The following is a 12938-nucleotide window of genomic DNA, read 5'->3' on the forward strand; positions in this document are numbered from 1 at the left end:
CCTCCGCCGTTTGGCGGCCATGTGACCGGGCGGGCCGGGCCTTGTCCAGATGTGAAAAGACGCGCCCGTTGCGGGGCGCGTCCTGTCATGTCGGCCTGTCCGGCGATCAGGCGGACAGCTTGCCCTTGTGCGGCGCCCAGAGCCGCTTGTTGACCAGATAGAGCAGCGCGGTCAGCACCAGCAGGAAAAGGACCGCGACCAGGCCCACGGACTTGCGGTCCATCAGCTTGGGTTCGGCCGTCCACATCAGGAAGGCGGCGACGTCCATGGCCATCTGGTCCACGGTGGCCTCGGTGCCGTCCTCATAGGTGACCTGACCGTCCGACAGCGGCGCGGCCATGCTGATCCAGCCGCCCGGGAAGGCGGTGTTCTCATGCAGCAGCACGCCGGCCTGTTCCTGATCCTCGCCGGTATAGCTGGTCAGCAGGGCGTGGATGTATTCCGGACCGCCCATGCCCTTGACCAGCTGGTTGATGCCGGTGCCGTAGGGGCCGTGAAAGCCCGCGCGCGCCTTGGCCATCAACGACAGGTCCGGGCCCATGCCCATACCCGAGGTGGTGGGGAAGGGATCGGTGATGGTGCGCGGACGCTCCTCTCCGGTGGCCTCGTCCATGATCGGCAGCAGGTTCGCCGCATAGGCGCGGACCTGATCCTCGGGCAGGCCGGGGCCACCCTCGTCGGACAGGGTTCGGATCGGGACGTATTTCAGGCCGTGGCAGGCCGAGCAGACCTCGGTATAGACCTGAAGGCCGCGCTGCAGCTGGAACTGGTCGAACGCCCCGAACGGACCCTCGTGCGGGAAGGCCACATCCTCGATGTGGCCTCCCTCGCCTGCGGCCAGCGCCGGCCCGGCCAGTCCAAGGGCCGTGACGGCGGCGAACGCGAATGCTTTCAGCATGATCCTGGGTCCTCTCATTCGGCCGGCTGCGACAGGCCGGTCGAGCCGCCCTTGTGCGCGTAATGTGCGTTGAAGTCTTCCTCGATGGTCGCGGGCATCGGTTCGGGCTTCTCGATCACGCCCAAGAGCGGCAGGATGACCAGGAAATAGGCGAACCAGTAGGCCGACCCGGCCAGCGCGATATAGGGATAGATCCCCTCGGCCGGCATGGCGCCCGCCCACATCAGGATGATGAAGTCGGCGGCCAGGATCCAGAACCACCACTTGAACTGCGGGCGATAGCGGCCCGAGCGCACGCGGCTGGTGTCCAGCCAGGGCGCGAGGCCCATCACCAGGATGGCGCCGAACATCGCCAGCACGCCGAAGAACTTGGCGTCGACGATGCCGAAGGTCACGAACTGGACCAGCTGGACCAGCCAGACCTCGGCGTCGAAGGCGCGCAGGATCGCGTAGAAGGGCAGGAAGTACCATTCGGGGACGATATGCGCGGGCGTGGCCAGCGCGTTCGCCTCGATGTAGTTGTCCGGGTGGCCCAGATAGTTCGGCATGAAGCCCACGACCGCGAAGAACACGGCCAGGATCAGCGCCAGCGCGAACAGGTCCTTGATGACGAAGTAGGGCCAGAAGGGCAGGGTGTCCTTGGCGGCCTCCTCCTTGCTGGTGCGGCGGACCTCGATGCCGGTCGGGTTGTTGTTGCCCGTCGAGTGGAAGGCCCACACATGCACGATCACAAGGCCCGCGATGATGAAGGGCAGCAGGTAGTGCAGCGAGAAGAAGCGGTTCAGCGTCGCGTTGCCGACCGCCGGCCCGCCCAGGAGCCAGGTCTGCAGCGTCTCGCCCACGCCGGGGATGGCGCCGAACAGGCCGGTGATCACGGTCGCGCCCCAGAAGGACATCTGACCCCAGGGCAGCACATAGCCCATGAAGGCCGTGGCCATCATCAGGACGTAGATCAGCATGCCGATGATCCAGGTGACCTCGCGCGGGGCCTTGTAGCTGCCGTAGTAGAGGCCGCGGAAGATGTGCAGATACACCGCCACGAAGAACAGCGACGCGCCGTTCATGTGGATGTAGCGCAGCATGTAGCCGCCGTTGACGTTGCGCATGATGTGCTCGACGCTGGCGAATGCCATGTCGACATGCGGGGTGTAGTGCATCACCAGCACGATCCCGGTGATGATCTGCAGCGCCAGGCAGAAGACCAGGACGATGCCCCAGATCCACATCCAATTCAGGTTCTTGGGCGTGGGTATCATCAGCGTGTCGTAGAGCACGCCGGCCACGGGCAGGCGGCGGTGCAGCCAGCGTTCGAAGCCCGATTTGGGCTCGTAATGGTCGTGCGGAATTCCGGCCATGATAACCCTCCTTAGCCCAGCTGAATCGTGGTGTCGTTCAGGAACGACGCCGTCGGGATGTGCATGTTCTGCGGCGCGGGGCCGCGGCGGATGCGGCCCGCCGTGTCGTAGTGGCTGCCGTGGCAGGGGCAGAACCAGCCGCCGAAATCGCCCGCGCCGTCACCGATGGGCACGCAGCCCAGATGTGTGCAGACGCCGATCTGGACCAGCCACTCGCCGGTCTCGTCCAGGGCGCGGTTCTCATCCGTGGCGGGGGCCGAGGCGTCCAGGTTCGGGTTCTGGGCGTTCTGGTCGGGCAGTTCGCTGAGATCGACGGCGCGGCCCGCCTCGATCTCCTCGGGGGTGCGGCGGCGGATGAACACGGGCTTGCCCAGGAACAGGACGGTGATCTGCGACCCGGGGGCCACGCCGCTGACATCGACCTGGATCGAGGCCAGCGCCTGCACGTCGGCCGACGGGTTCATCTGGTTCACAAGCGTCCAGGCGGCGGCACCGGCGGCCACCGTGCCTGCGCCCGCCGCGGCATAATAGAGGAAATCCCTCCGGGTGCCTACGTGGTCATCTGCGTGGGACACGGGTCATACTCCAATTCGGGCCGAAAGACAGGCCGATACGACATTCCGGGCCACGTCCGAAACGCAGCCTTCGCGGGGCGGTTCTAGCCTTCAATTTCCCGTCAGTCCAGATGATATGCCCGGGCGCGCCCGCGCAATTCGCGCCACCCGATTGAAATGCCACGCCCGGCGCGGCCTGCAATGCGGCGGGCGGTCACAGCAGTCCCTGCGCGCGGAAGGACAGCTCGCGCGACTTGCCGATGATCAGGTGGTCGTGGATGGTGATTCCCATGCTGTCGGCGGCTTGTGCGATGCGCGCGGTCATCGCGATGTCGCTGTCCGAGGGCGTCGGGTCGCCCGAGGGGTGGTTGTGGACCAGGATCAGCGCCGAGGCGTTCAGCTCCAGCGCGCGGCGGATGATCTCGCGCGGATAGACGGGGACATGATCGACGGTGCCGCGGCCCTGCTCCTCGTCGGCGACCAGGACGTTCTTGCGGTCCAGGTACAGCACGCGGAACTGCTCGATCTCGCGATGGGCCATGGCGGTGTGGCAGTAGTCCAGCAGCGCCTGCCAGCTGGACAGGACCGGGCGGTGCAGGATGCGGGCGCGGGCCATGCGCTGCGCCGCGGCCTCCACGATCTTCAGCTCGGTCACGACGGCGGGGCCCACCCCCTCCACCGCCATCAGGCGCGGCGGCGGCGCCGAGAGGACGCGGTTGAAGTCGCCGAAGGTCTCGATCAGGCGGCGGGCCAGGGGTTTGACGTCCTGGCGCGGGATGGCGCGGAACAGGATCAGCTCCAGCATCTCGTAATCGGGCATCGCCTCGGCGCCGCCGGTCAGAAACCGCTCGCGCAGCCGCGCCCGGTGATCGGCCAGATAGGATGGCGTGCCCTTGCCCGCGACGGCAGGCTGCGCAACGTCGTCCGCGGCGGGCGCGAACAGGGGCAGGGGCATTTCACCAAAGGCGCGATTCGGGTCCATGGCCGTCAGCATGGCCTCGAACCGGTAAAGGAAGGGTTAAGCCCTCAGCGGGTCATGCCCTCCCAGAAGCTTTTCACCTTGTCGAAGAAGCCGTCCGACTGCGGGCTGTTGTCGGCCTTCTCGGCCTCGAACTCGCGCAGCAGCTCGCGCTGGCGAGCGGTCAGGTTCACGGGGGTCTCGACGGTCAGCTCGATCAGCATGTCGCCGAAATCGCCCTGCGCGCCCGGACCGTGGCGCAGCGGCGGCATGCCCTTGCCGCGCAGGCGCAACTGCTTGCCGGTCTGGCTGCCCGCGGCGACCTTGACGCGCGCCCGGCCGCCGTCGATCGTCGGCACCTCGACCTCGCCGCCCAGGGCGGCGGTCGCCATGCTGACCGGCACCTGGCAGGCCAGCGTCCTGCCGTCGCGCAGGAAGATTGTGTGCTCGGCCACGTCGATGAAGATGTAGAGATCGCCCGACGGCCCGCCGCGCAGGCCCGCCTCGCCCTCGCCGGCCAGGCGGATGCGGGTGCCGGTCTCGACGCCGGCGGGGATGTTCACCGACAGCGCCCGGTCGCGTTCGATCCGGCCCGCGCCATGGCAGGCCTTGCAGGGGTTCTTGACGATCTGCCCCGCGCCGCCGCAGGTCGGGCAGGTCCGCTCGACCGTGAAGAAGCCCTGCTGGGCGCGGACCTTACCCATGCCCGCGCAGGTCGGGCAGGCGGCGGGCTGCGAGGCGCCCTCGGCACCCGTGCCGCTGCACTCGCCGCAGGCGACCGAACCGGGGACGGTGATCGGCTTCTGGACGCCGCGATAGGCCTCTTCCAGCGTGACGCGCAGGTTGTAGCGCAGGTCTTGGCCGCGCTGCGCGCGCGCCCGGCCGCCACCCCCGCCACCGCCGCGGCGGCCCATCATGTCGCCGAACAGATCCTCGAACACGTCGGCGAAAGCCGCACCGAAATCGCCGGGATGCTGGCCGCGACCGCCGCCGCCCATGCCACCCTCGAAGGCGGCATGGCCGAAGCGGTCATAGGCGGCCTTCTTGTGGTCGTCCTTGAGGCAGTCATAGGCCTCGTTCACTTCCTTGAAGCGGGCCTCGGCGCTGGCATCGTCCTGATTGCGGTCGGGATGCAGCTCCTTGGCCTTGGTGCGATAGGCCTTCTTGATCTCGTCGGCCCCGGCCCCGCGCGTGACCCCGAGCACCTCGTAATAGCAACGCTTGCCCATGTCTCGTCCTGTTCAGCTGCCCCAAAGAACAGGCCGGCCCGCGGAGGGGCCGGCCCTTTGAGGGAAGCGGCCCTCTGATCAGCCGCGCTTCTTGTCTTCGCCCAGATCCTCGAAATCGGCGTCGACGATGTCGTCATCCACGTCGCGGGCGCTGTCGCCCTCGTCGCGGGCCGCGTCGCCCGACTGCTGCGACTTGTAGATCGCCTCGCCCAGACGCATGGAGGCGTCCATGACATTCTGGATGCCCGAGCGGATCTTGCCGGCGTCCTCGGACTTGACCGATTCCTCCAGCGCGCCCACGGCCAGCTCGATCGCCTCGACGGTCGAGCTGTCGACCTTGTCGCCATGCTCGTCCAGCGACTTCTTGGTCGAATGGATCAGGCTCTCGGCCTGGTTCTTGGCCTCGACCAGCTCGCGGCGGTTCTTGTCGGCGTCGGCATTGGCCTCGGCATCCTTCACCATCCGCTCGATATCCTCGTCGGTCAGGCCGCCCGAGGCTTGGATGGTGATGTTCTGCTCCTTGCCGGTGCCCTTGTCCTTGGCCGAGACCGAGACGATGCCGTTGGCGTCGATGTCGAAGGTCACCTCGATCTGCGGCATGCCGCGCGGTGCGGGCGGGATGTCCTCCAGGTTGAACTGGCCCAGCATCTTGTTGTCCGCGGCCATTTCGCGCTCGCCCTGGAAGACGCGGATGGTCACCGCGTTCTGGTTGTCCTCGGCGGTCGAGAAGACCTGGCTCTTCTTGGTCGGGATCGTGGTGTTGCGGTCGATCAGGCGGGTAAAGACGCCACCCAGGGTCTCGATGCCCAGGGACAGGGGCGTCACATCCAGCAGCACGACGTCCTTGACGTCACCCTGCAGCACGCCGGCCTGGATCGCGGCGCCCAAGGCCACGACCTCGTCGGGGTTCACGCCCTTGTGGGGCTCCTTGCCGAAGAACTCGGTGACCTCGGCCACGACCTTGGGCATGCGGGTCATGCCGCCGACCAGAACGACCTCGTCGATGTCGGCCTTGGAGCAGCCGGCATCCTTCAGCGCGTCCTGGACGGGCTTCATGGTGCGCTTGATCAGGTCCGACACCAGGCTTTCCAGCTTGGCGCGGGTCAGCTTGACCACCAGGTGCAGCGGGGTGCCGCTGTTCTTGTCCATCGAGATGAACGGCTGGTTGATCTCGGTCTGGCTGGAGGAGGACAGCTCGATCTTGGCCTTCTCGGCGGCCTCCTTCAAGCGCTGCAGCGCCATCTTGTCCTTGGACAGATCGACGCCGTGCTCCTTCTTGAACTCGTCCGCCAGGTAGTTGACGATCCGCATGTCGAAGTCTTCGCCACCCAGGAAGGTGTCGCCGTTGGTCGACTTGACCTCGAACAGGCCGTCGTCGATCTCCAGGATGGTGATGTCGAAGGTGCCGCCGCCGAGGTCATAGACCGCGATCGTCTTGGTTTCCTTCTTGTCCAGGCCATAGGCCAAGGCCGCCGCGGTCGGCTCGTTGATGATGCGCAGCACCTCGAGGCCGGCGATCTTGCCCGCATCCTTGGTGGCCTGACGCTGGGCGTCGTTGAAATAGGCCGGAACGGTGATCACGGCCTGGGTCACGGTCTCGCCCAGATAGGATTCGGCGGTTTCCTTCATCTTTTGCAGGATCATCGCGCTGACCTGCGCCGGAGAGTACTTCTCGCCCTTGACCTCGACCCAGGCATCGCCGTTGCCGCCGTCGGTGATGGTGTAGGGGACCAGCTTGCGGTCCTTCTCGACGGCCTCGTCGCCCATGCGGCGGCCGATCAGGCGCTTGACGGCGAAGACGGTGTTGGTGGGGTTGGTCACGGCCTGGCGCTTGGCGGGCTGGCCGACCAGACGCTCGCCATCGGTGAAGCCGACGATCGAGGGGGTCGTGCGCGCACCCTCGCTGTTCTCGATGACCTTGGGCTGGCTGCCGTCCATGATGGCCACGCAGCTGTTGGTGGTGCCGAGGTCGATGCCGATAACTTTGGACATGTGATTAAACCTTCTCTTGCGGCGATATCCTGGACATCGGGTCCGTTGCGGCCCCCGAAGGCCGATCCCTTGCGTGAATGACCCGGAACCTCCGGGCCGCTTCGGGGGTGTATATAGGGATGCAATTCGGCCCCGCAAGCCGTGCCGCACCGCAAAATCCGCGCCTGCGCACGCGATCGGGCGGTTCCGGCCCGGCCGGGACGGCCCGATCCTACTGCGTCGCGCTCCAGCTGATGGATTCGTACTTGCGGGTGGTGAAGTTGATCAGCAGCCCCACCATCAGGCAGGCGATCGACACCCAGAGCGGATAGTAGAGGCTGGTCTTGTGGGGGGTGTAGTTGATGAACATGAAGCCCCGCTCCTGGTCGATCAGGTGGAACAGCGGGTTCCAGTCGAACCAGGGCAGCAGGAAGTTCGGCATGGTGTTGGCCACGAAGAACTTGCCCGAGGCGATCATGTTCACCCGCTGATAGAGGGCGGTCAGCACCTTGCAGGCCGCGGGCGACCAGGGCCGGATGCCCAGCAGCACCAGCCCCACGCAGCAGCCCGAGAACCAGGCCAGCATGAACAGCGCCCCGGTGCCGACCGGATGCTCGATCGTGATCGGCGTGAACAGGACGTGATAGGCGCCCAGCAGCACCAGGAGGCTGATGACCTGGCGGTAGAGCGCCGCCATGGCCGCCCCCGAGATCAGCACCGCCGCGTTCAGCGGTTCGTGCTTGATGATGCCCGAGGAGATCGAGTGGCTGCCCGCCACCGCGCCCACCGTCTGGACATGCACCATGAAGATGAAGATGCCCGACATGATGTAGAGCAGGAAGTCCCCGCGCAGCGGCGCGCTCTTGATGCCGATCATCGAATAGATCGTGACGAAGACCAGGATCATCAGCGTCTGCTGAAGCACGGCCAGCAGGATGCCCACCGCCGCGTTGCGGTGTTCGGTGCGCAGGTTGTAGACCGTCTGGTGATAGATCAGCGCCAGCGTGGTGAAGCCGGCCTGCAGCATGGTCCTGTTCTGGCGCTGTTGGAACACGGGCGGCACTCCGGCGGATGGGGTGGCGGTCGGTCGGCCGTTCGTCGCCCGACGCTTGCCGATGGGGGGCGCTGCGATCATAAGAAGGACGGGGCCGCGGCACAATCCGGCGACGCGCGTCCCCGGCCCGGCAGTGAAAGGAAAGTGCATGGAATTCGATCGATTGACCGCCGAGATGCGGCGTCTGGCGCTTCGGGCGGGGGCGCGGATCATGGAGATCTACCAGGCCGACGATTTCGACATCCGTGCCAAGTCCGACGATTCGCCCGTGACCGCCGCCGACGAGGCCGCCGACGCGCTGATCTCGGCCGGGCTGCGCGCGGCCTTTCCGGAGGTGCCCCTGGTCACCGAGGAGCAGGCCGAGACCCACGGCCAGGACCTGCGCACCTTCCTGATCGTCGATCCGCTGGACGGCACCAAGGAGTTCGTGCAGCGCCGCGGCGACTTCACCGTGAACATCGCCTATGTCGAGGACGGCGTGCCGCTGCGCGGGGTCGTCTATGCCCCTGCCAAGGATCGGCTGTTCTACACCACCGCAGACGGCCGCTCGGTCGAGGAGAAGGGTCCCTTCGGCGAGCAGCCCGGAGAGACGCATCCCATCGGCGTGAACCCCATGCCCGACAATCGCGGCCTGATGGTCGTGGCGTCGAAGTCGCATCGCGACGCGGCGACCGACGCCTATATCGACCGCTACGGCGTGCGCGACATGACCAGCGCGGGCAGCTCGCTGAAGTTCTGCCTGGTGGCGACGGGCGAGGCGGACCTTTATCCGCGCCTTGGCCGGACGATGGAATGGGACACGGCGGCGGGCGACGCGGTGCTGCGCGGCGCGGGCGGCGCGGTGGTGCGCTTCGACGACCACAGCCCGCTGGCCTATGGCAAGCCCGGCTTCGAGAACCCGTTCTTCATCGCCTATGCGCCGGGCGTCCTGCTGGTGAAGGAATAACATGTCGGTCGTCGTCGTCATCCCGGCCCGCCATGCCTCCAGCCGCTATCCGGGCAAGCCGCTGGTCGAACTGCGCGGCGCGGGCGGAGAGGCGCGCAGCCTGATCCGGCGCAGCTGGGACGCGGCCATGGCGGTCGCGGGCATCGACCGCGTGATCGTCGCCACAGACGACGCGCGCATCCGCGACCACGCGCAGGCCTTCGGCGCCGAGGTCGCGATGACCAGCCCCGACTGCCGCAACGGCACCGAACGCTGCGCCGAGGCCGTGGCGGTGCTGGGCCTTGCCCCCGAGATCGTGGTCAACCTGCAGGGCGACTCGCCGCTGACGCCCGCCTGGTTCGTGGAGGACCTGGTCGCGGGCCTGCGCGCGGACGCGGAGGCCGATGTGGCCACGCCGGTGCTGCGCTGCACCGGGGCGATGCGCGCCGACCTGATCGCCGACCGCATGGCCGGCCGCGTGGGCGGCACCACGGCGGTCTTCGGCCATGACGGTCGGGCGCTCTACTTTTCCAAGGAGGTCGTGCCCTTCGTGCCCCATACTGTCGCGCCCGACGCGGCCAGCCCGGTCTTCCACCATGTGGGCGTCTATGCCTATCGCCCCGCGGCGCTGGCCGATTACGCGACCTGGCCCGAAGGCGTGCTGGAGCGGCTGGAGGGGCTGGAGCAGCTGCGCTTCCTGGAGCGCGGCCGCCGGGTCCTGTGCGTCGAGGTCGAGGCGCGCGGACGGCAGTTCTGGGAACTGAACAACCCCGAGGATGTTTCACGCCTGCAGCAGATGATGCGGCAGATGAACATGGCGTGACCTTTTCGCAGCCCCGCAGCCCGGAAATGATGAAATCTTTGCATATTCCGTGCGCAATCGCTTGGCGGCAAGCTGCCTAGGGAATAACCTGTCCATTGTCATTGATGTCGCGGTCTGATTAGGCATCAACGCTATTGCGGTGGGACGGATCCCGCCGAACAATCAGAGGTATCCGTCATGGGTCGCAAGGTCACGAAAGCCATTTTTCCTGTTGCCGGATTGGGGACCCGGTTTCTGCCCACCACGAAAAGCATCCCCAAGGAGATGCTGTCGCTAGTGGACAAGCCCCTGATCCAGTACGCGATCGACGAGGCCCGCGCCGCCGGCATCAAGGAATTCATCTTCGTCACCTCGCGTGGCAAGGGATCGCTCGAGGATTACTTCGACCACGCCCACGAGCTGGAGGCCAGCCTGAAGAAGGCCGGCAAGACCGAGCTGCTGGAGATCCTGCGCGCCACCAACATGGAATCGGGCGCCATCGCCTATATCCGTCAGCACAAGGCCCTGGGCCTCGGCCACGCCGTCTGGTGCGCCCGCCGCCTGTTGTCGGATGACGAGCCCTTCGCGGTCGTGCTGACCGACGACGTCATTCAGGGCGAGCCGCCCTGCCTGCAGCAGATGATCGAGGCCTATGGCGAGACCGGCGGCAGCATGGTCGCCACGATGGAGGTCGCCCCCGAGAAGGCCAAGGCCTATGGCGTCCTGGACATCGCCGAGGACATGGGCGCCATCGTCCGTGCCAAGGGCATGGTCGAGAAGCCCGCCACCGGCACGCAGCCGTCGAACCTGGCGGTGATCGGCCGCTACATCCTGGCGCCGACGGTGATGAAAAACCTCAACAAGCTGAAGCAGGGCGCCGGCGGCGAGATTCAGCTGACCGACGCCATCGCCGAGGAGATCCAGGCGGGCCGCGACGTGTTCGGCCTGCGCTTCCGCGGCCAGCGCTTCGACTGCGGCTCCAAGGCGGGCTTCCTGCAGGCGACGGTGGCGTTCGGGCTGGAGCGCGACGAGCTGAAGGACGAGTTCGCGGAGTATCTCCACGAGGTCATGGCGATGCGCAAGGCGGCCGAGTAATCCATGACCCGGACGGTTCTGGTGACGGGCGGGGCGGGCTATATCGGCTCGCACGCCTGCAAGGCGCTGGCGGCGGCGGGCTATCTGCCCGTCACGCTGGACAACTTCTCGACTGGCTGGCGCGATGCGGTCAAGTTCGGCCCCGTGGTCGAGGCCGACCTGATGGACCGCGCGGCGCTGGATGCGGCTTTTGCCGAACACAGGCCCGTGGCCGTGCTGCATTTCGCGGCCCTGTCGCAGGTGGGCGAGGCCATGGCCGAACCCGGCAAGTACTGGCGCAACAACGTCGCGGGTTCGCTGAATCTGATCGAGGCCGCGATCGCCGCGGGCTGCCTGGACTTTGTCTTCAGCTCGACCTGCGCGACCTATGGCGACCGCGACGGCGAGGTGCTGGAAGAGGACACCCCGCAGGCGCCGCTGAACGCCTATGGCGCCTCCAAGCGCGCGATCGAGGACATGCTGGCCGATTTTCGCGCCTCGCACGGGCTGCGCTCGGTCATCTTCCGCTACTTCAACGTCGCGGGCGCCGATCCTGACGGTGAGGTGGGCGAGTTCCACCGTCCCGAGACGCATCTGATCCCGCTGATCCTGGACGCGGTGGACGGCAAGCGCGCGGCGCTGACCATCCACGGAACGGACTATCCGACGCCCGACGGCACCTGCATCCGCGACTATGTCCATGTGATGGACCTGGTCGACGCGCATGTGAAGGGGCTGGAATGGCTGCGCGCGGGCAAGGACAGCCGGGTCTTCTGCCTGGGCACGGGCGACGGCTTCTCGGTCCGCGAGGTGGTGGACGCCACCCGCGCCATCACCAACCGCGAGGTGCCCATGGTCGACGGCCCCCGCCGGGGCGGCGACGCGGTCAAGCTGGTCTGCGGCAGCCATCGCGCCAAGCAGGACCTGGGCTGGTCGCCCGATCGCTCCACCATGCCGCAGATGATCGCGGATGCCTGGCGCTGGCACCAGTCGGGCGATTACCGACGGTGACCCCGCGCGCGGCGTGGCAGGCCTATCGCCTGCGCTGGAAGCGCCGCGAACTGATCTGGCGCGCCGTCCGGGCGCGCCGGGACCTGCACCCGGTCGCGGATCGCAGCGCCGCGATCCGGCCCGGGGACGTGCTGGTCGTGGCGGTCCTGCGCAACGAGGCTGCGCATCTGCCGGGCTTTCTGGCCCATTACCGCGCCCTGGGGGCCGGGCATTTCCTGATCGTGGACAATGACAGCACCGACGGATCGGACCGGCTGCTGGCGGAGCAGCCCGACGTGTCGCTGTGGCGGACCGCCGCCAGCTATCGCGCGGCGCGATTCGGCATGGACTGGGCGATGGCGCTGCTGCGGCGCCATGGGCGCGGCCATTGGTGCGTGACCGTCGATGCCGACGAGCTGCTGGTCTATCCGCATCACGACACCCGGCCGCTGCCCCGTCTGGTCGAGGATCTGGCGCGGGCGGGGATGGGCGGCATGGGCGCGATCATGCTGGACCTGGTGCCCACGGGCCCGGTAGGCACGGCCGACGCCCCGCCCGGCGCGCCGCTGACCGACCGCTTGCCGTGGTTCGATCCGGGTCCCTGGCGGGCCAGCCGCATGATGCCGCGCCGCAACCTGTGGGTGCAGGGCGGGGTCCGCGACCGGGTGTTCTTCGCCGACCGCCCGCGGCGCGCGCCAACGATGAACAAGCTGCCCCTGATCCGCTGGACCGGGCGCGAGGCCTATGTGAACTCCACCCATTCCATTCTCCCGCCGCGGCTGAACATGCTTTACGACGGGCCGGGCGACCCGCGCCTGTCGGGCGCGCTGCTGCATGGCAAGTTCCTGCCCGACATCGTCGCCAAATCGACCGAGGAGCTGGACCGCCGCCAGCATTTCGCCGATCCTGCGGCCTATGCCGACTATCACCGCGCGGTGGCGGCGGGCCCGGTGCTGCGCGGGCCGTCATCGCTGCGCTATGAGGGTTGGCGGCAGCTGGTCGGGCTGGGGCTGATGGGCACCGGCGAGGGCGATGCGTAACCAAACCCGCTGAAAAGACTTGCCAAGCCGGATGGGCCTGCACATTGCTAGGTCATGATGTGCTGCTCCGTGACCCCAGACCGGCCAG

General features: G+C 67.5%; 12 protein-coding genes. 5 read left to right on the forward strand and 7 right to left on the reverse strand.

Going from position 1 to position 12938, the window contains the following annotated elements:
- Nucleotides 1-106 precede the first annotated feature (106 nt).
- From AC2SGK_RS11670 to AC2SGK_RS11700, 7 genes are all read right to left on the reverse strand, one after another.
- On the reverse strand, nt 107-898 hold the full coding sequence (locus AC2SGK_RS11670) for a cytochrome c1 (protein WP_488323699.1): 792 nt from the start codon (nt 896-898) through the stop codon (nt 107-109).
- 14 nt (nt 899-912) lie between these two features.
- Complete coding sequence (locus AC2SGK_RS11675) at nt 913-2253, reverse strand: cytochrome b (protein ID WP_488323700.1); 1341 nt, start codon at nt 2251-2253, stop codon at nt 913-915.
- An 11-nt stretch (nt 2254-2264) separates the two neighbouring features.
- Complete coding sequence (petA, locus tag AC2SGK_RS11680; protein WP_411838135.1) at nt 2265-2828, reverse strand: ubiquinol-cytochrome c reductase iron-sulfur subunit; 564 nt, start codon at nt 2826-2828, stop codon at nt 2265-2267.
- Between the two features lie 193 nt (nt 2829-3021).
- Nucleotides 3022-3789 carry a RadC family protein gene (radC, locus tag AC2SGK_RS11685; protein WP_488323701.1) on the reverse strand — a complete coding sequence of 256 codons (768 nt, stop codon included), beginning with the start codon at nt 3787-3789 and terminating at the stop codon, nt 3022-3024.
- 44 nt (nt 3790-3833) lie between these two features.
- On the reverse strand, nt 3834-4994 hold the full coding sequence (gene dnaJ, locus AC2SGK_RS11690) for a molecular chaperone DnaJ (protein ID WP_488323702.1): 1161 nt from the start codon (nt 4992-4994) through the stop codon (nt 3834-3836).
- A gap of 78 nt (nt 4995-5072) precedes the next feature.
- Entirely contained in the window at nt 5073-6986 is a 1914-nt protein-coding gene (dnaK, locus tag AC2SGK_RS11695) for a molecular chaperone DnaK (RefSeq protein WP_488323703.1), read from the reverse strand.
- Between the two features lie 211 nt (nt 6987-7197).
- Entirely contained in the window at nt 7198-8019 is an 822-nt protein-coding gene (locus AC2SGK_RS11700) for an ABC transporter permease (protein WP_488323704.1), read from the reverse strand.
- A gap of 148 nt (nt 8020-8167) precedes the next feature.
- Here AC2SGK_RS11700 and cysQ point away from each other — a divergent pair, with 148 nt between their 5' ends.
- From cysQ to AC2SGK_RS11725, 5 genes are all read left to right on the forward strand, one after another.
- Nucleotides 8168-8965 carry a 3'(2'),5'-bisphosphate nucleotidase CysQ gene (gene cysQ / locus AC2SGK_RS11705; RefSeq protein ID WP_488323705.1) on the forward strand — a complete coding sequence of 266 codons (798 nt, stop codon included), beginning with the start codon at nt 8168-8170 and terminating at the stop codon, nt 8963-8965.
- Between the two features lies 1 nt (nt 8966).
- On the forward strand, nt 8967-9767 hold the full coding sequence (locus AC2SGK_RS11710) for a 3-deoxy-manno-octulosonate cytidylyltransferase (RefSeq protein ID WP_488323706.1): 801 nt from the start codon (nt 8967-8969) through the stop codon (nt 9765-9767).
- Nucleotides 9768-9944: 177 nt separating this feature from the next.
- Nucleotides 9945-10841: a UTP--glucose-1-phosphate uridylyltransferase gene (locus AC2SGK_RS11715; protein ID WP_488323707.1), complete on the forward strand. Its 897-nt coding sequence runs from the start codon at nt 9945-9947 to the stop codon at nt 10839-10841.
- Between the two features lie 3 nt (nt 10842-10844).
- A complete protein-coding gene (gene galE, locus AC2SGK_RS11720; protein WP_488323708.1) occupies nt 10845-11831 on the forward strand; it encodes a UDP-glucose 4-epimerase GalE in 987 nt (328 codons plus the stop codon).
- Nucleotides 11828-12850, forward strand: coding sequence for a glycosyltransferase family 2 protein (locus tag AC2SGK_RS11725; protein WP_488323709.1), 1023 nt, complete (start codon nt 11828-11830; stop codon nt 12848-12850). The genes galE and AC2SGK_RS11725 overlap by 4 nt, the downstream gene beginning before the upstream one ends.
- The last annotated feature ends 88 nt before the right edge of the window (nt 12851-12938 follow it).

It is taken from the genome of Paracoccus sp. NIOT.M2S5SZ12 (assembly GCF_057748165.1).